At 43.5% G+C, this 20,941-nt stretch carries 20 protein-coding genes; 8 read left to right on the plus strand and 12 right to left on the minus strand.

Features of this window, described 5'->3' with window-relative positions; all coding sequences use genetic code 11:
* Window positions 1–7 precede the first annotated feature (7 nt).
* Window positions 8–1,003 (minus strand): LysR family transcriptional regulator, encoded by a 996-nt coding sequence (locus tag V7R39_RS07650; RefSeq protein ID WP_334029798.1) that lies wholly within the window; start codon window positions 1,001–1,003, stop codon window positions 8–10.
* Between the two features lie 104 nt (window positions 1,004–1,107).
* Between V7R39_RS07650 and V7R39_RS07655 the strand changes: the two genes are divergently transcribed.
* From V7R39_RS07655 to V7R39_RS07665, 3 genes are all read left to right on the plus strand, one after another.
* The gene (locus tag V7R39_RS07655; protein ID WP_269519810.1) at window positions 1,108–1,815 is read left to right on the plus strand and encodes a CoA transferase subunit A; all 708 of its coding nucleotides are present in this window, start codon (window positions 1,108–1,110) and stop codon (window positions 1,813–1,815) included.
* Window positions 1,815–2,471: a CoA transferase subunit B gene (locus V7R39_RS07660; protein ID WP_334029799.1), complete on the plus strand. Its 657-nt coding sequence runs from the start codon at window positions 1,815–1,817 to the stop codon at window positions 2,469–2,471. The genes V7R39_RS07655 and V7R39_RS07660 overlap by 1 nt, the downstream gene beginning before the upstream one ends.
* A 249-nt stretch (window positions 2,472–2,720) precedes the next feature.
* Window positions 2,721–4,052 carry a DEAD/DEAH box helicase gene (locus V7R39_RS07665; protein ID WP_334029800.1) on the plus strand — a complete coding sequence of 444 codons (1,332 nt, stop codon included), beginning with the start codon at window positions 2,721–2,723 and terminating at the stop codon, window positions 4,050–4,052.
* 92 nt (window positions 4,053–4,144) lie between these two features.
* On the opposite strand, the gene V7R39_RS07670 is transcribed toward V7R39_RS07665, so the two are convergent.
* From V7R39_RS07670 to V7R39_RS07680, 3 genes are all read right to left on the minus strand, one after another.
* Window positions 4,145–4,387: an EF-hand domain-containing protein gene (locus tag V7R39_RS07670; RefSeq protein ID WP_163106303.1), complete on the minus strand. Its 243-nt coding sequence runs from the start codon at window positions 4,385–4,387 to the stop codon at window positions 4,145–4,147.
* Window positions 4,388–4,458: 71 nt separating this feature from the next.
* Window positions 4,459–5,469 (minus strand): oxygen-dependent tRNA uridine(34) hydroxylase TrhO, encoded by a 1,011-nt coding sequence (gene trhO / locus V7R39_RS07675; RefSeq protein WP_334029802.1) that lies wholly within the window; start codon window positions 5,467–5,469, stop codon window positions 4,459–4,461.
* 132 nt (window positions 5,470–5,601) lie between these two features.
* Window positions 5,602–6,120: a VC2046/SO_2500 family protein gene (locus tag V7R39_RS07680; protein ID WP_334029804.1), complete on the minus strand. Its 519-nt coding sequence runs from the start codon at window positions 6,118–6,120 to the stop codon at window positions 5,602–5,604.
* Between the two features lie 131 nt (window positions 6,121–6,251).
* On the opposite strand from V7R39_RS07680, the gene V7R39_RS07685 reads away from it, so the two are divergent.
* Window positions 6,252–7,892 (plus strand): response regulator, encoded by a 1,641-nt coding sequence (locus V7R39_RS07685; RefSeq protein WP_334029806.1) that lies wholly within the window; start codon window positions 6,252–6,254, stop codon window positions 7,890–7,892.
* A 16-nt stretch (window positions 7,893–7,908) separates the two neighbouring features.
* Here V7R39_RS07685 and V7R39_RS07690 read toward each other — a convergent pair whose 3' ends face one another.
* Window positions 7,909–8,751, minus strand: coding sequence for a DUF6279 family lipoprotein (locus V7R39_RS07690; protein WP_334029808.1), 843 nt, complete (start codon window positions 8,749–8,751; stop codon window positions 7,909–7,911).
* A 152-nt stretch (window positions 8,752–8,903) separates the two neighbouring features.
* Here V7R39_RS07690 and V7R39_RS07695 point away from each other — a divergent pair, with 152 nt between their 5' ends.
* On the plus strand, window positions 8,904–9,899 hold the full coding sequence (locus V7R39_RS07695) for an ATP-dependent 6-phosphofructokinase (protein ID WP_334029810.1): 996 nt from the start codon (window positions 8,904–8,906) through the stop codon (window positions 9,897–9,899).
* 87 nt (window positions 9,900–9,986) lie between these two features.
* On the opposite strand, the gene V7R39_RS07700 is transcribed toward V7R39_RS07695, so the two are convergent.
* From V7R39_RS07700 to V7R39_RS07715, 4 genes are all read right to left on the minus strand, one after another.
* Window positions 9,987–10,814 carry a LytR/AlgR family response regulator transcription factor gene (locus tag V7R39_RS07700; RefSeq protein WP_334029812.1) on the minus strand — a complete coding sequence of 276 codons (828 nt, stop codon included), beginning with the start codon at window positions 10,812–10,814 and terminating at the stop codon, window positions 9,987–9,989.
* 1 nt (window position 10,815) lies between these two features.
* Entirely contained in the window at window positions 10,816–11,889 is a 1,074-nt protein-coding gene (locus tag V7R39_RS07705; protein ID WP_032094152.1) for a sensor histidine kinase, read from the minus strand.
* 214 nt (window positions 11,890–12,103) lie between these two features.
* Window positions 12,104–12,565, minus strand: a complete 462-nt coding sequence (locus V7R39_RS07710; RefSeq protein ID WP_334029813.1) for an Mpo1 family 2-hydroxy fatty acid dioxygenase — start codon at window positions 12,563–12,565, stop codon at window positions 12,104–12,106.
* A 232-nt stretch (window positions 12,566–12,797) separates the two neighbouring features.
* Window positions 12,798–13,481, minus strand: a complete 684-nt coding sequence (locus tag V7R39_RS07715; protein ID WP_334029815.1) for a PilZ domain-containing protein — start codon at window positions 13,479–13,481, stop codon at window positions 12,798–12,800.
* Window positions 13,482–13,667: 186 nt separating this feature from the next.
* Here V7R39_RS07715 and V7R39_RS07720 point away from each other — a divergent pair, with 186 nt between their 5' ends.
* Window positions 13,668–15,530 (plus strand): M61 family metallopeptidase, encoded by a 1,863-nt coding sequence (locus tag V7R39_RS07720; RefSeq protein ID WP_334029816.1) that lies wholly within the window; start codon window positions 13,668–13,670, stop codon window positions 15,528–15,530.
* Between the two features lie 157 nt (window positions 15,531–15,687).
* Here V7R39_RS07720 and V7R39_RS07725 read toward each other — a convergent pair whose 3' ends face one another.
* The 3 genes from V7R39_RS07725 to yejK all read right to left on the minus strand — a co-directional run bounded on the left by V7R39_RS07725 (window position 15,688) and on the right by yejK (window position 18,898).
* A complete protein-coding gene (locus V7R39_RS07725) occupies window positions 15,688–16,473 on the minus strand; it encodes a M23 family metallopeptidase (protein WP_438823528.1) in 786 nt (261 codons plus the stop codon).
* 377 nt (window positions 16,474–16,850) lie between these two features.
* Complete coding sequence (locus tag V7R39_RS07730; RefSeq protein ID WP_163106292.1) at window positions 16,851–17,726, minus strand: 6-carboxytetrahydropterin synthase; 876 nt, start codon at window positions 17,724–17,726, stop codon at window positions 16,851–16,853.
* Between the two features lie 65 nt (window positions 17,727–17,791).
* Window positions 17,792–18,898, minus strand: coding sequence for a nucleoid-associated protein YejK (yejK, locus tag V7R39_RS07735; protein ID WP_334029819.1), 1,107 nt, complete (start codon window positions 18,896–18,898; stop codon window positions 17,792–17,794).
* A 159-nt stretch (window positions 18,899–19,057) separates the two neighbouring features.
* Here yejK and V7R39_RS07740 point away from each other — a divergent pair, with 159 nt between their 5' ends.
* Together V7R39_RS07740 and V7R39_RS07745 are read left to right on the plus strand one after the other, a co-directional pair.
* Window positions 19,058–19,273 carry a DUF1414 domain-containing protein gene (locus V7R39_RS07740; protein WP_163106290.1) on the plus strand — a complete coding sequence of 72 codons (216 nt, stop codon included), beginning with the start codon at window positions 19,058–19,060 and terminating at the stop codon, window positions 19,271–19,273.
* Between the two features lie 12 nt (window positions 19,274–19,285).
* Window positions 19,286–20,806, plus strand: coding sequence for a DUF3413 domain-containing protein (locus V7R39_RS07745; protein ID WP_334029820.1), 1,521 nt, complete (start codon window positions 19,286–19,288; stop codon window positions 20,804–20,806).
* Window positions 20,807–20,941: the final 135 nt, after the last annotated feature.

Genomic DNA, 20,941 nt, shown 5'->3' on the forward strand with positions numbered 1-20,941 from the left:
TGACATTTTATTCATTAGTATAGCGCTCTGTGGTTAGCTGCCACAGGGTTTGCGCTGAAACAGACAGCCCTCGACGCTCGTTTCTTAATAATCCCACTCGTTTACATAATGGTCCTTTGTCAGAGGGTTCTCTATCACAGGGCTCTCTATCACAGGGCTCTCTATCACAGGGCTCTCTATCACAGGGCTCTCTATCACAGGGAAGTGTATCAGAAGACGCTTCTGAAAAAGGAAGCGCTATAAGACCCAACGCTTCCATCTGCTGTTGACAAATTGATGGCATAATAGAAATTCCCAACCCGCTTTTGATCAGTTTTCCCAACGTAGCCAACTGCCCGGTTTCTGCCACAATATTGGGTTCGCCATACTGTAACAACTCTGCTTCAGTCCACTTTCTTACCGCTGAACCACGATTCATCATCACCAGAGGAAAATTAAGGCACTGCTGCCAGCTCGACTTATTATTGAATTTTGCAGCCTGCTCTTTTGACGCTACAACCACAAAATGATCAGTGAACAAGCTCTCAAACTCTAAGCCTTCTTTATGTTCAGGTTCAAAGGTAAAGCCAATTTCTGCACGTCCGTTTCTTACTTCCTGAACGACTTGCTCCATCACTACGTCTACAACGCGAAGGTTAATATTGGGCGCTTTGTGATGAAAGTCGCGCAGCAGACTCGGTAAATGTGAATCTGCGAATGATGGCATTGCGGCAATGGTAAGCTGACCTTTTGCCATTGCGAATAAATTCTGAATATCCGAAAACGTATTATCCCAGTCTCTACTTAAGCGAAGTGCGTTGGGTAGCAGAGCTTCTCCCTCGGGGGTTAAACTGACATTTCGTGTGTTTCTCTTGAATAATCTTCCACCTAATTCAGCTTCCATTTTCTTTATTGACGAAGATAGCGCAGGCTGAGTGAGGAAAAGCTTGGCAGCCGCCTCTGCGAACGTTGTAGAGTGAGCAACTTCGATGAATGCACGCAAGTGACGATAGGAAATGTTCATGGCAATTAATAACTTTATCTTATTAATAAGAAGATAAATTCAATTTTACATAAGTTGCTACAGAACAGATACTATTTCTTAACAATCCATTGGTGGAGAATTAAATGGCTGGATTTAATAAAGTAGTTAACACATATGAAGAAGCACTCTCGGGATTATCGGACTCAATGACGGTGATTGCTGGAGGGTTTGGTCTTTGTGGTATTCCTGAAGGTTTGATTGCACATATTAAAACCATGGGCGTAAAAGATCTTACTGTCGTATCGAACAACTGTGGCGTCGATGGATTCGGATTAGGCTTACTCCTAGAAGACAAGCAAATTTCTAAAATGGTATCGTCTTATGTGGGCGAAAATGCACTATTTGAGAAACAGTTGTTAAACGGTGAACTTGAGGTAGAGCTGACGCCTCAAGGTACCCTGGCCGAGAAAATGCGCGCTGGTGGTGCCGGTATTCCAGCGTTCTATACCGCTACTGGCTATGGAACCCCTGTGGGCGAAGGCAAAGAAGTGAAAGAATTTGATGGCCGACCCTATATATTAGAGCACGCCATTACTGGCGATTTTGCCATTGTGAAAGCGTGGAAAGCCGACAAGTTTGGGAACTGTGTATTTAGACACACAGCGCAAAACTTTAACCCTATGGCAGCGACAGCAGGTAAAATTACGGTAGTGGAAGTAGAAGAGATTGTAGAGCCTGGAACCTTGTCACCTAGCGAAATTCATACGCCGGGGATCTACGTTAACCGCATTATTAAAGGCGAATTTGAAAAACGTATAGAGCGCCGTGTAGTAACAAAGGAGGACGTGTAATGGCTTTAACTAGAGATCAAATTGCAATGCGAGTTGCACAAGAGTTTAAAGACGGTGACTACGTAAACCTCGGTATCGGCATTCCTACCCTTGCAGCCAATTATGTGCCTGCCGACATCAGCGTTATGCTTCAATCAGAAAACGGCTTATTGGGAATGGGACGTTACCCAACCGAGGCCGAAGTTGACGCAGACATGATTAATGCAGGTAAAGAGACCGTGACGGCGACCACTGGCGCATCAATATTTAACAGTGCAGAAAGTTTTGCCATGATCCGCGGTGGCCATGTGGACTTTACGGTACTTGGGGCCTTTGAGGTTGATGTGTCTGGCAATATTGCGTCTTGGATGATCCCTGGAAAGCTTGTTAAAGGTATGGGCGGTGCAATGGATTTAGTAGCAGGCGCTAAAAATATCATTGTGACTATGACCCACACAGATAAACACGGTAACTCAAAACTTCTACCCGCGTGTACGCTCCCCCTAACAGGCGTAAACTGTATAACGCGTATTATCACTGACCTCGCCGTTTTATCCGTAGAGGACGGTGCTTTTGTATTGCAGGAAAAAGCGCCTGGTGTATCTGTAGAAGAGATTAAAGAGAAAACCCTTGGTAAGCTTATTGTGCCTGACGATGTAGCAGAAATGGTGTTCTAACTTTTCCTGCATTTAACAAAGCCAGAAAATACAACGCGTAAGAGAGCAAAAGAATCCCGTTCTTTTTTCAAAAGCAGTATTTTCTGGCTTTTTTGGTTTTAAATACCATGTTTAAGAGACCATGTTTAAGAGACCATGTTTAAGAAGCCATGTTTAACAGAGCATGTTTTCAAAGATTATAAATCGCCTGCTTTCAAATCGGTGACCTTTGAGGGATAATGCGCGGTATATTCACATAGAGGCTCTACCTTGTTAGTTACTGACTTACCGGTTCATCATAAAATTATTTCCAAACTTGAAAGTAAGAATATCACCACCCTTACGGAAATTCAGGAGCGGACAATGCTACCCGGTATTCAGGGTAAGGACATTATCGCGTCCTCAAAGACAGGATCAGGTAAGACGTTTGCCTTTTTGGTGCCTGCAATTAATCGACTTATGTCGCAAAAAGCACTGAGTCGACAAGACCCTCGTGCGCTTATACTTGCTCCAACCAGAGAGCTGGCAAAGCAAGTTTTTATTGAAGCAAAGTCAATGTGTAGTGGCCTAAGTTTGTCCTGCGAACTGATTGTTGGCGGCGATAACTTCAACGACCAAGTAAAAGGTTTGCGACGCAATCCACACATCATTGTTGGTACAGCCGGACGTATAGCCGACCACTTGATTGGCAAGAGTATGTATTTAAACGGCTTAGAACTACTCATTTTTGATGAAGCTGACCGCATGCTTGATTTGGGTTTTGCCGCTCAGCTTAAATTAATAAATACCTACGCCGACCACAGAAAACGTCAAACCATGTTATTTTCCGCCACCCTCGATAACATTGAGCTTAAGCACATGACAACGCAGCTCACTCATTCAGCGGTAAGAGTGGCTGTGGGTAGTTCTACGGGCGAGCATGGCGATATAGAACAAACCTGTTTTTTTGCCGATAATGTGAGTAACAAAGACGAAATTCTTCGGTTTGAACTCGCTAAAAGAGAGTACAACCAAGCCATTGTGTTCACCGCTACCCGCGAAGATACCGATAGGATTGCAGCAATTCTCAACGAAGATAACCTTGAGGCTATCGCCTTAAGAGGCGATTTAGCTCAACATCAACGTGCTTCTATCATGAGCAGTTTTTCTAGAGGTCAGCAAAGTGTTCTCGTAACAACGGATTTAGCTTCTCGTGGTCTAGACTTATCAAAAGTAGGTTTAGTCGTTAACTTCGACCTTCCCAAAAATGCCGATGAATACATTCACCGAATTGGACGTACCGGCCGAGCAGGACAAAAAGGCGAAGCTTTCTCTCTTGTTGGTCCAAGAGACTGGAACAGTTTCGAGGCACTTAAAACTCATCTTCAATACGCCCTTGAGTGTAAACCTCATGATGAATTTAGTGCAAAGTTTGAAGGTTTCACTAAGAAGAAGAGTACGCAGAACAAAGGAAAACCAACAACAGGTAAAAACCGTGATGCTAAACCTGTTAGAGCAAAGCCTGTTAGACGTGTTGACCCTATGGAAGGTGAGGATATTGGAATGGTTCCTGTAAAGCGCAAGCCCCGTAATACCAGTGCGCCTGATTCTGAGGAAGAATAGTCAATCAAACATTCACGGATGCTAATACAAAAAAAGCGAGCTTATGCTCGCTTTTTTTGTTCGTGTTTGAATTGGTCGCTGTTGCAAACGTATTAGTATTCCCACCAACACTCTTGCCACCATTCTAAAAACTCTTCGAAGTCTATATAACCGTCGTCATTGCCGTCGATTAATTTAAAGCCTTCTTCAACGTGACTCGCCTTTGTTTTTGGCGAGATAATAGTTAAAAGCTCAATAAACTCTGTTATATCTATCTGACCATTTCCGTCACGGTCAAAAAAACTGAAGTCTTTTCTTATCTCTTCAATTTTTGCATCTGAAAGTTGAGTACTCACTCTCAATCCTTAAAACTTTACAACGATGTAGTGAGTGTATCGTCTCTCCTTTCGAGTGTCTATGCCTCTTTTTATTTTGCTTTTTCATTTGCTTTTAAGGCCCGCTCGCGCTGCGCCTGAGCTTTTTCTAAACGCTTCTGTTCCATGGTAAGCCTAGCGTCTGTTCCTACATGCTCTTGCTGTCTCGCTTTAGCTAGCTGCACTTGTTTTTCACGCTCTCTAAAGCGGGAAATTTGATCTTCAGTATGGGTGCCATGGCAATGGGGGCAGCTTACTCCTGGCTCATATACATCACTTTTTTTGTCTTCTTCGGTTATCGGCAGCCGACACGCATAGCACTGTTCGTAATGACTCTTTTCTAAATCGTGGTTTACCGCAACCCGGTTATCAAAAACGAAACAGTCACCTTCCCACAGAGACTCTTCTTTTGGCACATCTTCTAAATATTGAAGAATTCCGCCTTCCAGGTGATAAACGTCTTCAAAGCCTTGTTCTTTGAGATAGGCAGTAGATTTTTCGCAGCGTATTCCGCCTGTGCAGAACATGGCCACTTTCTTGTTTTTAGCTGGGTCGAGGGTCTTAGCGACGTACTCAGGAAACTCTCTGAAAGTATCGGTTTTTGGGTCTATCGCGTTTTTAAACGTACCAATTTCTATTTCATAGCCATTGCGCGTATCGATAACGGTAACGTCTGGGTCGCTTATTAAGTCATTCCATTCACTGGGCTTTACGTAGGTTCCTACGGTTCGTCGTGGGTCTATCCCTTCAACACCCATGGTGACAATTTCTTTTTTAAGTTTCACTTTAGTGCGATAGAAAGGTTGCTCGTCGTGAAGAGACTCTTTACAGGAAATAGGGTTAATCCGCTCGTCACTGTTTAAGTAACTGATTAACGCATCGATACCTTCTCTAGGACCGGAAACGGTTCCGTTTATCCCTTCATGAGCGAGTAGTAGCGTGCCTCTGATGCCATTTTTTTCCATGACATCAGTAAGTGGTTGGCGCATCGCCTTAAAGTTTTCAAGCGCAACGAACTTGTACATCGCGCATACAATATATTTTGATTCAGATTGTGTAGACATTGTTTTAACCTTTGCTGATTGGAGCGTAAGACCAGTGCAAAATGCGGCGCGCAGTATACCAAAACGATAGGTAAAACCAATGGGAAAATCGAGAGAACGCTGTTGCAGTAGATCTAAATCAATAAAACTGCCCTACACTGCCATCCTAATAGCCTCTTCATTAGAGTTTTTAGCGCTAATGATGTCATACAACATGGTGTTATCTTCTTTGATATCACTTCTGTAAAGATTCGCTAAACGCTTTTGTGTGCCTAAGCTACAGTTATCTTTTACATCATCCGGTATGCGTGAAGCGTCGTCAGATTGGGCAAGTGGTGAAGGGTTCATCGATAAGAATAAACGAGCAGAGGCTAAATCAGATGACATGAGTGATGCCAACGTAGCCATATTCGCCCAGTCTTTATCTGCAGCTTGTAATGCGGGCTGCCTGTAATGACTGAGGTTACTTATTTCGTTTTGATAGGGTAAGTCTTCGCTCTTTGCATGTGGAGTTAGATGTATAGGATGGGCTAACGCATTTTCATGCATGGCTAGATAAAGAGCAAACAAGCAACCTTGTGAGGAGGCTTTTGCCAATGTACCGTCAAACTCCCAGCGATAACTAGGGTCTAATTCAACAGTGCTGTTTGAATTGACTTGCTCAACGCTCATGATGAAAAACTGTAGTGATATTCATACGTTAGTTGTCGGCTGAATAAGAATATTCTGAAGGATCAAATTGCTCATTACGAATTTTTAAACCATCATTATGTATTCTTGCTCTGCAAATCTTTGGGGATGCAGTGAAATACAGTGATAAAAGAGTACTGATTGTTGAAGATCAGCGACCATTTCTGCTTATGCTTAAAGGATTATTGCAATCGATGGGCGCGACCAACATCGTGACAAAATCCTCGGCAGAACACGCTATTTCTGAAGCCAAACGCACAAAGTTTGATATTGTGGTGTGCGATCTGCATTTAGGTGCAGATTACAAAAATGGCTATGAATTAGTAGAAGAGCTAAGAGTCAAGCGACTGATAAAAACGACCTCTGTATTTATTTTGATAAGTGCAGATAGTACTCGCTCTATGGTTCTTGGTTCTATTGATAGAAGACCTGATGATTTTTTAGTTAAGCCCTTTTCACAGGTTCAATTGAAGAGCAGAATTAGCAGAGCATGGCAAAAACGACAGTTTCTACAGCATGCCTATGAGCTCATTGAGAAGGAGCAATTTACTGATGCAATAACAGTGCTAAACAAACTGTATAAAGAACCTTCTCATTACAAAGGCCATTGTGAACAGCTATTAGTTGAAACCTATTGTCGTAAAAACGACTGTAAACGGGCGTTGGCTATCTTAGCCCCCTACACTAGCGGCAAGCCTGTATTGTGGGCTCAAATTGCATTGGGAAAAACCTACATTCAAAACGCCGAGTACGACAAGGCTATCACTATCGCGATGAAAATCCTTAAGCGGAATCGTTTTAGCGCTGATGCGAACGACATATTGGCGCTTGCCCATCAAGGGTTAGAAAACCGAGAAGCCGCCTTAAGCGCAATCAAGGAAGCAATAAAACTATCGCCCTACTCTGTTTCCCGTCATTTACAAGCCTGCGAAATAGCAAAGCAAAATCTTGATTTCGTCACTGCGTCTCTCTCGTGCAGCGCTATTTGGAATTTATCTAAACGTACCGTACATAAAAACAGTCTGCATTGGTGTACGTTAATACGCAGCCTGCTAGATGTTGCCGAGCATTCAGAAGACCAAAAACTGCGGAACAAATATCAACAAGAGGCATTGCTAGCACTTCAACGGGGCAAGTTTGACGAACATCTTGTGAAAATGGATCGAAATTTTGATGTGGACATTTTTGGAAATATTGTCAACGCCAGGGTGAGCGCAATAGACGGCAAGTTGATTGATGCTAAAAAGCACTTGGTTAACTCTCAAGTTGCCATTGAGGAGAAGTACGCCGAGCCTCCCACAGCTTATCTCCCCGATAGTATTAACGTGATGTACACATTGGGAGAGTACGATGATGCTCTTGCGCTGTCGAAAATTGTGGCAACCAGAACAGATGAATTAGATCAGAATAGCGCTTCAATGCTTGAACAAAAGGCAGAAAAAGCAAAGACCAACTTGGCAAATTATCAGCAATTTAACCGCGAAGGTATTCAGCACTATCAACAGAACTCATTTGAGCGAGCAAAAGCGTCGTTTGCTCTGGCCCAAAATTATGCCCCAGTGAATATTGGCGTAGCCTTGAACCTGCTTCAGTGCCTTCTTCAGCTATTTAAAATAATAAACAAAGCAGACTCTCAGATGGCAGGAGAATGCAGGCGCCTTTATAAATTATTGGACAATATCCCACTTAAAGACGCCTACAGCGAAAAGTACTCGAATTTACGGGACGATTTATCGCTTTTTCTTGGCTTATAACTTTTTTGATTTACGACTACTTTTGAAATTTACCCACAGTCTCAATAAATTCATCAATATTCTCTACCAGGGTTTTCTTTTGAGAATCGCTGAGTGTGGATGCAACTTCCGCAATCATGGTTGCTCCCACTTTCATATTATGGGCGCTTGCTTGCTGATAGTCCTCGCTTCGGTATTTATCTGGATTTTGCATTAAATAAGTTAAGTCTTGGACAAAATTTGGATTAGTGGTTTTGGTAATGAATAGTCGACGGGCTGCATTTTGAATTTTTCTGCGATACTGCAACCATTCGTCAGACGTTGACACAAACTGTTCGTTGTAGGTAGCAATAATTTGTCTTTGCTCCTCAGACAAAGCGCCAATGCGCTCTTCCACGTTGTCAGTCATCCGCTCAATACGCTTTTCACTGCGCTCTGCCTCTGACTGTTCGAGAAACTCTTGCCGCTCCTCTTCTTCTTCCTTGTTGTCTTTTTCTAGTGTGGCGAATAAGGACACTATTTGTTGGTCAGTAAGATCTACAGCCAGCTCAGCAAGTTCTGGGCTAATCTGTGCCCTCACCCTTTCCCAATGCGTTCTCACATCGTTCATATGCGCATAAACCGTATCGTAATCTAATTCGCTGTTTAGTACTTGCTGTTTCAGCGTTTTAAGCTGATTTTCATAGCGTTTCAACTCACTTCGTTTATGCCATTGAAGCCAATTGGTTAAGTAGTCATCAAACCGTTCTTCTTGTTCATCGTTAAGCTCTACATAATCATCTAGATACCAATATACCCACCAATCTAAGTTGTCGTAAGCGAGCTTAGAGGTACACGCTGTAAGAGAAAGTAGCAGAACAAAGATAATAGCAACGCGCATTTTGATTAGCCTTCAATATGTTGTGTGCAAAGAGCGTAATACTGTATAGACCGCTAAGATGGAAAAAGTGCAATATAAATGGCTTTACCTTCCAGACAGTCTGCTCTACTTTTCATACTATAAGAACGAAACCTACTGAGAAGGATTTTATTGTGTCAAAACGTGTCGCAGTATTAACGTCGGGTGGTGATGCACCGGGTATGAATGCATGTATTAGGGCAATTGTGATTGCCTGCAAAAAGCGGAATTACGATTTAATAGGTTATCTTCATGGCTACAATGGATTAATTAAACAAGAATCTATCTCTCTTTCGCTAGACTCTACTCACAACCTTATTCAGCAAGGGGGTACCGTATTGCACAGCGCTCGGTGTAAAGCCTTCACTGAAGAAGCGGGATTAAAGCAAGCGGCTGCTAATTTGTCCGAGGCAGGCGTAGATGCTCTTCTTGTTATTGGTGGTGACGGTTCATTTCGCGGGGCTACACATCTGGCCGACCATTACCATGGTCAAATTATCGGTATTCCAGGCACGATAGACAATGATATAGCCGGCACCGATGCCACCATTGGGTATTACACTGCTATAGATACTGCAATGAACTCAATCGATAAGGTACGAGATACTGCAGATGCATTTGAACGCATATTTTTAGTTGAGGTGATGGGAAGGCACGCCGGTTTCTTAGCGCTGAACGCAGCGCTCTCGTCAGCAGCAGATTATGTTATTTTACCCGAATTCTTTGAATCGCCAGAAAGTGAGATAAAGAAAATTCTCACACAAATTCATGCTCAGCGCCGCGTGAGAGGCTCGGTAAGCTTTATTGTGGTAGTGGCAGAAAACGTATGGCCGCAAGGGCTGCAGGCCCTTACTACAGCGCTTAACGACAGTGGAATTACTGATGTCAGACCGGTAACTCTTGGACATGTGCAGCGAGGAGGTACTCCGGTAAGCAACGACAGGCTACTTGCGACTTCATTAGGCGAATACGCGGTAAGTCTAGTGGGTACAGATACGAACAATGTCATGGTAGGAGAAGTGAACAGAGAACCCACTACGGTGCCGCTCACCACAACCAGTGACAATAAACCCTTAAACAGCGCACAAGTTGCCTTAATGAAATCAATAATGAATAAAAGGTATGGTTAGTACCGTCTAACCTTTTCCATTCAATGATTAAAGTCATTTTTTATCGGTAAAAATGCAAAAAAGCGTTAATTTAGGCCCAAACCTCAACTACATCTTCATTGCAGCTTTCACTTTGTCGCGATGACTTCTGCTCACCTTTAGCTCGGTATCATTTTGTAAAATGAGGTGGTATTCGCCGCTAATATGACTCACTAGTTTTTTCACAAAACGGATATTTGCAATTGCGGAGCGATGAACTCTGACAAAGAACTGAGGGTTCAATTCCTGCTCCAACTCTTTCATGGTTTTACGCATGATGTGCATACCGTCTAGCGCGTGAACACACATGTAATCGCCAGCCGCATCTATCCACTGAATATCTTGAACATTGACTCGTGTCACTTCAGAGCCATCTTTAATAGCAAGCACGTCTGGGTAAGGGTTGGTTTCTACCGGTTCACCATTCGCTAGCTTGCGTAAAATTTCTTCACAGTCGTCGCCTGTTAATTCTGCAACTAAACTCACTAACTTTTGTGACTGTTCGTCTTGGTGTGCCGTGCTGGTGTATTCTCTTACCTTATCGAGGGCTGCGCCAAGTCGCTCGTCATCTGCTGGTTTCAATAGATAATCCAACGCATGCACGTCAAACGCTTTAATCGCATAGCTGTCGTATGCGGTGACAAAAACAATCATTGGAATGGGCTGTTTTAGTTCACGAAGTTTGTGAATGACTTGAAATCCATTGAGCCCTGGCATTTGGATATCGAGAAAAACGAGGTCCGGGCGATGTTGAGAAATACTGCTTACCGCCTCAAGACCATTTTGGCACTCGGCCAGCACTTGAATATCGCTATGACGTTCAAGCCTTGCACGTAACCCTCTGCGAGCAAGAGGCTCATCGTCTACCACAATGGTTTTAATCATTTGCTTGGTCATATCATACGTCCTTTACGTCATAGGGAATACGAATTCGTACTCGTACACCCGAGGGCTGATTGTGCTCAATAGAAAATGCAAAGTTGCGTTGGTAAAGCGATTGTAAGCGCTCTTTTATGTTCACAAGTCCTACGCCATTTTTACGGCTCAATTTGCCATCTTTTATATCAGCACCAGGGCCGTTATCGGCCACGTCCATCAGTAAGTCATTGCCGAAGGTACGGGCCGTTATCGCAATTTGGCCACCATTTTCCATTTTAGAAATGGCATGTTTAATGGCATTTTCAATTATGGGCTGAAGTATCATACTCGGTACCAATGCCGATTCGCATTTTGTATCGATATCCCAGATGACTTCTAAGCGGTCGTCGAATCGCACTTTTTCGATTTCAAGATAGAGACGAAGTGCCTTTATTTCCTGGCCTAGCGGAACTCGCTTAATGGGATCGTTATCAAGTGAGTAACGCAAAAAGTTACTTAATTTAGAAACCATAGCTTCGGCAGTGTCATTCTCCTTCAACAGGATTAACGTTGAGATAGCGTTAAGCGTGTTAAATAGAAAATGAGGGTTCAATTGATATCGCAACATCTTGATATGAGCCTGATGTGCCATAGTGCTGGCTTTGAGCGCATTTTGCTTCTCTTTTTGCAGCATTTGAAAGTTTTTGATACCAAAATAAACACCACTCCAACAACCAACCATAATCAACGAGTTAATGGTGTTGGTGAAGTACATATACCATTCGTCTGGGCGATAACCGTGTTTGTAAATCTCCCAATAGTTGATGTTTTTTACTACAGCCCACACCAGCGCCACGATATAGCACGATGCGATAACAATGAGGATCATCTTGAGTGGAGAACGCTTTCGAGCCCACCGATATACATAGCGCAACGGAATAGTCAGTAACCAACCTGCATATGCATTAAGCATGATAATGAAAACCCAAATGGATCTTACATCATGTAGAAAAGAGCCTATGTAGTAAATTAGCGCAAATCCTGCCCACCCTGCACTGTGCAAAGTCCAAAATAAACGCTCATTACTTTCGATTACTCGCTGGAAGCGACTCACTGTAACACCAACTTATTATTACCAAATATAGAGCTTATAGTGAGATTATACGCTTGGAATTTAATGACCCAAGCAGCTTGGTCGTGTAGGTAGTGCGTCTGGTCGCAGCTAGGAGCGAGTTGACGTTTACTGTGTATTTTCGCAGCAATAAGCGCTTTGTAACGACAAAACGAAAAGATCAACGTCAACACGCCGGGCTAATTGTGTAACTGCTTTAATAACTAATGTTCATACGCTTAAGCCAGTGAACCCACCACCATGCAGGCCCAACGAGCAGAAAACGAAGATCTTCGAAAAATGAGGGCTTTTTCCCCTCTATTTTGTGGCCAACAAATTGTAAAATCCACATAACTACAAACAGCGCTAAGCTGAATTGCCAAACAGAAATATCGAAGTGAACCAACAGATTTACCACGCCAAAACACGCGATAGTCAGTAATGTCATAGCCGCACCAATAGGACCAGACAACGAAAAGTAGTAATACAGTACCGGAATAGCGATGATGTGCGCCCACGTAATATCAAAATGCGCGATAGCCTCTGGGGTAGGTATACTCCAAAGCAAGCCAAGGGTTACCAAATAAATACTCGGCACTGCAATAGCGTGAATTATCACGTTAGTCTTATTTTGATGGCTTTCACCGTACTGCATCAGCAGCCTTTCAATACTTCTCATTGTCCCTCACCTTATTATTTGAATTATGAGTTTGTTAGGTTTTTACTTAGCTTACTAGCAAATAAAATGCTTACATTAAGATCAAAAATTATACAGTGGATGATAATATATACCCATCCCCGCGTTATGTTGCCACTGCCTCTTTTGATGGCCGTTTACTTTTTGGTGACAGTACCTCTTTTGGTGACAGTACCGCTTTTGATGAAAACACATAGGGTCAGTTTTAAAAAAGCTATGACACCAAAGTATGTCTTGCGAGCAACTCGCCAATCATTGCATCACCAGTTTGAAATTTGAGCCCGTAATAGACTATGCGATTATCTAACTTGTGATTTTTGACTATGGCTTTAATTTCAACCGCTTCACCATCGAGCATATATACAAGTGTTATTTCGGTATTGTCAATCAAAGTGGGCCACTCAGGATTCACCTGAAGCCCTATTTTACACCCGTGTTTTGATAAGTCGACGATGATGCCTGACGCATCTTCATCGCCCTCGAAAACCTCTGACTTGATGTTTATGGCAACGCCAGGTAGTGAACGTGTTGAGGCTCGAAGCCCTATTCGCTGTATACGTGAAGGAAAGCTGGTAATTAATATGCCAGCAGGTTTAGAAAGTAGCTTCAGCACTTTTACCCGATAAGCAATGACTTGCCCGGTGCTTCCCTCGACTATCGAGCGAACCACAATATCATTATCAACCGTTAACGCATCTCTTACCGTTATCCATTTTGATGAAGTCGGAATATGAAACATCATACATTCGTTGGTATGCATACCTAAATATTCAGTTTTGACGCGTTTAGAAGCCGCAGGCATGGTGATCTCAAGATCAACAACATCCCCTGGTTGAAACGCATTGAGCGCCTCAAAATCTTCTTCGCTTATTGTTTTAGTGCTAGTTCTTTCAACCATAGGTTTACTACTCAGCCCTTCTCATCCTGTTAGAAGCAATATCGGTCGCGCTATCGCTTATTAGAAACACATTTGGCTTAGACAATATTTCAGATAGTGTCTTGCACGTTTGATGCTTAAGTACGCTCACTTCAGTATTCACTTATAGTACACTAGTTCTTAACTACGTAAATAAAATGAGTTTTTATGTCTGATAACACGTTGCATTTTTCTCTTAATTTATCTCAGTGGCAGGGTCATCAGTTCGATGTTCAGCTATCAATTCCAGCTCATAGCGCCTCTTCGCTAACGCTTTCCTTACCTAGTTGGATACCGGGTAGTTATATGGTTCGCGATTTCGCAAAGAACATTGTCTCGCTGTCTGCAAAGAAAACAGCGGCGAATACATCAGCAGCAGAAGCCTTTACTCAATCATCCGTTAGCATTGAGAAGTTAGACAAACAAACATGGTCAATAGAGACTGATGGTGAGGCCTGCATTATCGATTATACGATTTATGCTAATGACTTATCTATTCGGTCTGCCTTCATCAATCATGAATATGCGTTTATCAATGGAACCAGTGCATTTTTACATATTGCAGAATTTGAAAACTCACAGCATCAGCTTGAAATAACACTAGACGATGCTATTCCATCCAACTGGAGTGCGCATACGTCTATGGAAACGCGAGCGCCCTGTTCTTTAAATAGTAAGATAGACGCCGATGCCAATGCTAATGCCAATGCGAGGGCGTGGTATTTTGGAGCGAAAAATTATGATGAGTTTATCGATCATCCCATTTATGTAGGCGTTGCCGACACCTATGAGTTTGAAGTAGATAATGTGAACTTCACGCTGCTATTTTCAGGTAACAACAACATTGATTATGCGAGAATTGCAAAAGACTTAACCCCTATATGCCAACATCACCTGTCACTTTTTGGCACGCCCTATCCAGTGAAAGATTACCTGTTTATGACCCTGCTAGCCGATAACGGTTTTGGTGGGTTAGAACACAAATATTCTACGGCATTGCTCTACCCTCGCTTTGAGCTTCCTCTGATTGGTGACGGCGAAGAAAAGACAGATGGATACGTTACGTTTTTAAGTCTTTGTAGTCATGAGTTTTTTCATACATGGCACGTGAAACGCATTAAACCTAATGTGATGGTAAAACCGGATTTATCCAAAGAAAGCTATACCAACCAACTGTGGATATACGAAGGATTTACCAGTTTCTATGACGACGTCACCCTTGCTCGTGTTGGCACAATACCAGCGCAAAAGTACCTCGATATTGTTGCTCAAAATATAAGTAGGCTTTTGCAAAACGCTGGACGATTTAAGCAAAGTGCGGCCGAAAGTAGTTTTGATGCATGGACAAAATTTTACAAGCAAGACGCCAGTGCCACTAACAATATTGTTAGCTATTACACCAAGGGCGGTATTATCGCGCTAGGGCTCGATTTACTATTGCGAGAGCAATCTGGCGAAAAGGTGTGCCTTGACGATGTCATGCGTGTTTTATGGCAGCAGTACGGTAAAGATGAGAGTGGAACGCCGGATAATGTCATACAGACGTTATGTAAAGTCCACTTTGATATTGATGTATCAGATTATTTAAATCGCGTGGTATACCACACAGACGACGTTGAATTAGAAGCATTAGTCCAACGAATTGGTATTGCACTTCGCACTCGGGCAAAGGTATCTAGCGAAGATAAAGGCGGCTTATCATTGAAGGCGCCAATGAAACGACAGCTTGGCGCAACGCTTAAACCCGCCCCATTAGGATTAACTGTTGCTCAAGTATTTGAGGGGCTTGCCGCCATGCACGCGGGGATCCTACTGAACGATAATATTATTGCGATAAATGGGCATGTGGTTTCTCAAGGCAAGCTACAACGTATTTTGGATACAACGTTAGAGTCAACAGCAGAAGTCAGCTTAATTCGAGACGGCCAATTGTTAAACGTGACTTTACCTATCATGGAAGCGAGAAAAGACATGGCATTTTTTGAGATAAACGACGCAGACGTGTTTAGTCATTGGCTTGGCGTTAAGTAATTTGTCAAAAGTCGGTGCGCTGAGACGGCGCACTGCAGCGCTGCCTTGTGTCATAAAAACCTTGGTTGAACGAGGCTCTTGTTTATCAAGGCGCTTGTTTATCGAAATGATTGTTAAACGCCACGCTGAAGTAAAAAGTGTTTAGTCAATTCCGTCCTTATTCTGGAGTACCAGATACAATAGTTTGCGGGTCTAAGCGCATTTTACCAAGATTAATACGCCAGTCTAAGTGTGGACCCGTGGCCCGCCCCGTTTCGCCGATTGTACCAATTTGCTCGCCTTTTTTTACCCTATCACCAACATTAACGGTCATACTGTTTAAATGAAGAAAGGTAGAAAATACCCGCATCCCATGGTCGAGAATGAGAGTATTACCTGAGTAATATAAATCCTCTGCCATGGTGACAATGCCATCAACAGGGGCATAAACAGGTGTTCCCGTTGGAGCGCCCACATCTACGCCGTAGTGTGGCCACTTAGGCACGCCGTTTAACACCCGCTGACTGCCATATACGCCGGTGATGGGGCCTTTAGCGGGCCAGGTAAAGCGAGTAAATAGCGCGTCTAAATCACTGTTAGTGCTTCTCGCTTTTGCCACGTTAATGTTGTCTTGCTTAATACGCTGAGTGACCGATGCCGGCGGCGTTACCATCTTTTGTTCTAAACCGTCGATACGCTGAATATTGTATTCACGCTTTTCTAACGAAATGTGGCGCACTGTTTCACTGCCATCAGCAAGGGTTACTGTAAGGGTATGTTCAAGCGGTGCAGTTCGCTCAAAACCAATAACAAACTTTCCATCACGATTTGTGGGCACCGCAGCATCATTTAGGGTCACAGTTGCATTTATAGGTACTTCACCGCGTAACAATGCACCTTGAGTAAATACGCCGTTTAACACAAGTGGTGATGGTTGCTTGTTATCGCTTGGCTCGGTATCCATTTTACTGCTTTGCGCCGCAATGCCAGTGGATAGCGTAGCCCCCGCGACCGAGCTATTTCTGAGGGCAATATTGGGCGCATCGCTGCTCGGGCGCAAGCTACCTGGAAGTGAGCTACCTGGGAGTGAGCTACCTGTAAAAGCGCCAGTGGAGTACACGTTGGTAGCATAAGCGTTTATAGAAAAGCTAACGATAACAAATGCGGCTAGCACAGAAGTGAATTGCGTACTTCTATTTCTAGTATTCAGTGAAAACTTCATGAGGTCGACATCCTTTACCAACAAAAATGTGTGCGTCGCAGAGTCTCTAATACAGATAAACAGGACACAGGAGCTAGAGCACAGACGCCAGGGCTGCACCCCAACTTTTCGGTTACGCGTTACCCAGAAACTAATGCGCCCTTGCCAACGCCCTCGTATGCAACCACTTTGCATTCGCCGTTTGGCGTTCTTTTCTTTTGTTCCACTAGCAAGTACTGCGCTAGACACTCTACCGTGGAATCTGTCTCAATCACTTCACACACGGCTTTTGCAATAAGTAGCTCAAAGTACCCTTGCGAAGACTCATAACCAAAACACAAATAGTCTTCAGGTGCGTCAACAGAGCCCGATAACTTTCTGTCAGCGTACTTAATTTCGTCTTCGCGAGTGGCAACGTAGATGTCTTCCCAACGTTTTGCCCAATAGGTTTGGCTTTCCTCACATATCTTACCATCGAGATAAATGTCGATACGAGACCGGTGACCGTGTGCAATACGTTGACAGTTGCCGTCGTGCTTTTTAAGTCCGTGGGTATAGTGATAAAAAGGCGAACTTATTACTTCCGTTCGTAGATTCAATGTCAAATTATCTACATTCTCGGGAAGATGCGTCGCAAGCACCTCTTTAAGATAAACCCCTACCGAGTCCATGGTGATCACATCGGAATATAAAATGGCGTAGGCTTCAGCCGGGCAATAAAGCATTATTTTCTCGCCGTTCTCACGACTAAAACGCACTTCAACTTGCTCGCTGTCTTCATCGTGAATAACCTCTGACCCAGCATATTCTGCGGGCACTAAAAGTTTATGATCGACATATTCATCTATCAATCGCTTGAGATTTTTCTTCACGTGCCCAAAATCCTGGACCATGCTCTCTTCGTTCAGTTCGCCGTCCAATACTACATCGACAATCCAACTTTCCCCTACCATTCCGCGCTTCGGACACAGGTAAGAAAAGTCCATTACTGTCAAATCATTTACAAATAATTGCATAACACCCTTTAATCGAGTTTATTTTCTGTTGCTAGTATACTTTTTTTATCACTTGAGCGCAGTCATTAGTCCATAGAGGACTGACGATTGAGCTGATCTTTTAAATTCGGTGGAATCCCGCGGATAGTTAGGGTGTCGGTGGCAGGGTCATAAAACACTCTATCCCCCATCAGTTTGCGTTCGAAGCTTACCGACACGCCACCGCCTTGGCCTGTAAATTTCGCCAGCTGTTTAAGCGCAGCTGGATCAGGCTGAATCTCTTTTTCCAGCGGCACTTCAAGTGAGTCGGTAAACGCGGCAAAATTGTTCTTCGTTTCTTCATTTGAAGGCAAGCGGTTGGCCAATTCATCTACCGATAAACTCTCGCCAGCATCAATTTGCTCTTTAAAATAGGATTTTACTTCCTCTCGATGTTGGTGCTGCTCTTGTGGGTCGAGAGATTCGCTGGCCAAATAAGCATCAACCGAAGAGATAAGCTGTTTATTTTGCTGTTTTACATCAACAAGCTCTTCACAGCCAACAAACTGCATGAAAAAGTCTGATACCTTGCGGCCCATTCGGCCTTTAATAAAGCTCACGTAACGCTGTTGTTCAGGCTGAATGTCCCACTGCGTTAAATCGAAACGAACGGCTAACTGCATTCTCGCTAAATCGAGATGCTCTCTTGATGATAAGTCCAGAGAATTGGTAACCTCAACGTGGGAGCGCGTGTTAAGTAACGCGATCATAAGAAACTGCGTAGATAGATACTCATACTGACAAAATATTAAAAAGCCCGTTTCAACCGTACCTGTGTCTGCGAGGGTTTTAACCAGGCGATGAGTGGCATCAACAGAGAAATCGTGAAATGCGTCTTCCACATTGTCGCCCCCTGCTTTGTGTGCGCTTAGATAATTTTTTAAACCCTCAGCGAAACCTGATACGTTTTGTACTGTATTCTCTTGTGAGCTGTCTTCGTCGCTATCGCTAACATCGGCGCTGCGAGGCACTTCTGAAACAAAATGGCCAACACCCTTGCCAGGTTTAGCATTAAAACTGTGATTAATTTGATGAGCGAGTGACTCTATTTCTGGGGTAACCGCTAAACATTTATCGCGAGGGATCGCTTCTATTTTTTCTTCTTTGTTAACGATTAAACGATGAACAACAAAGTGGTGAATCAGTGCACTCATAATTGATCGGGTGTCCTGTTGCTTAAAAAGTGTATGAAATGCCCAAAGAATTGTGGGTTTTTAGAATGAATGATTGTACTCACTCAAACAACGATTATAATCATTTTACGAGTAAAACCATTCTTTTTATCAAAGAAAACATAAAAAAGAGGCGTAGCAATGCCCCAAAATAGCCGTTACAGCAACGACGAATTCGAAGCGCTGATGAACAAGGTAATATTAACACTTGAAGAAAGTGGTGCAAATCGCGATCTTTCACTTATGGTGTTAGGCAATGTCATTACCCATATCTTAAATACGCAAGTTAAAGCAGAAAACCGCGAAGCGATGGCTTCTCAATTTGCCGACGTGTTGAAGAAAAGTGTCAAAGCGTAATAAGGTAGTTCTATGATACTTGCCGAATCTCCTCGCCGCCAGCGCGTTACAAAGCTAGTAAACTGGGGGCATTGGTTTGCCCTAGCGAATATCATTATTGCGATTGTAATCGCATCTATTTTTGTCTTTTCTTCTCCAATGCCTGGCACTGGTGTGGGAACGGTATTTTTGCTGGCAAACTGGTTTGGTCATATTAGTTTCATGACCTTTTTCGGCTTTGTCATTTTTGTACTCCCTTTATGTTATCTCGTGAGTAATTCCCGGGTTATTAAAGCCAGTGCGTCTGTCATTGCCGCCGTAGGCCTCGCCTTACTAGCGTTTGACGCGCTGCTGTTCAATCGCACGGGCTTTCACATTAGCTTTCACGCGGCAGACTTGCTTCGCAGCGAGGCACAGTCTCAAATAGCGATAGAGAATTGGCAGCAGTGGGGATTTTTGTTTTTGCTTTTTGTTGTGTGGCTTAGCTTTCAATTAGTGTTAGCAAATGCCATTTATAAACGCGTAGAGCGTTTTACAAAATACAAAATAGGTGTGCCGGTTACTACCTTCTTCGTAGCCTGTTTTGTCACAAGCCATGCGGTTCATGTATGGGCGGATGCTAAGCTATATCAGCCCATCATCAAACAAGACAATATGTTTCCGCTGTCTTATCCAGCGACGGCAAAAACTACCATGTCTCGCTATGGGTTATTAGACCTTGCCGCTTATGAAGAGCGTAAACAGCTGCAGTTTAACCCCGAGTTCCACAGCACAACCTATCCAGCACAGCCGGTTTATTGTTCTGTAGACACCAGCAAGAACCTGACGGTGGTAGTGCAAACTGATGACGTGGCAATTAATGATTTAAGCACATCACTCAACCTCAACCGGCTTGATAATTACTACTCAACAGCAAGCAGTTTAGAAGGCTTGATGACCACGGCCTTGTTCGGTGTGCCAGAAATTTATCAAGACGCACTCTCTCAAAAACGCCCCGTCATGTTAGCGCTACCTTTAGGCTCTGGTATGCCTGTATCGGTTCACAGTGATAGTCCCCTTCCAATGTCGCAACTATCCGGCTACCAACAGCCTCAATCAAACGAGCATGACGGCCTGCATATTGCCTTTATGGACGGCGTTGATATTGAGGATTACATTGGGAATGCGATACAAAGACAACACGATGTAATTGTCGCGACTGGCTACGGAAGTGATGACAGTAAAGGCGTGCTCTATAGCAACCTGCCACTACGAGCGAACGTTGCGAGCACCGAGGACCTGGCACCCACCATCTTAAAAGCACTAGGCTGCAATGCGCCCAGTACCTTTTATTCGACGGGACAAAGTCTGCTAGCGCCAACACGCCCTTGGTTAGTGAGTACATCTGGGGAGCGCATTGTTGTTTTTCATGCGGGAAAACGTACAGACGTATTAAGCAACGGCAGTTACGAAATAACAGAAATGGCTACTGGTAAGCGTAGCAATGATGCTTTGAATGTAGACCTGCTTAGCCAAGCGATAAAGCACATGTCTCGCTTTTCTACACAGAACTGACTAAGCCGTTTTAAGCGAGCAGTATTACGCAAACGGTTCTAGGCGGTCCCATCTAAGTTAGTGGTTTACGTTAAAATAAAACCCAACAAGGTGGAGAAGAGGTTACGCATAACTTATTCTTCACCTTACCGGCTC

This window comes from Alteromonas sp. P256 (assembly GCF_036864455.1).
Lineage (GTDB): Bacteria > Pseudomonadota > Gammaproteobacteria > Enterobacterales > Alteromonadaceae > Alteromonas.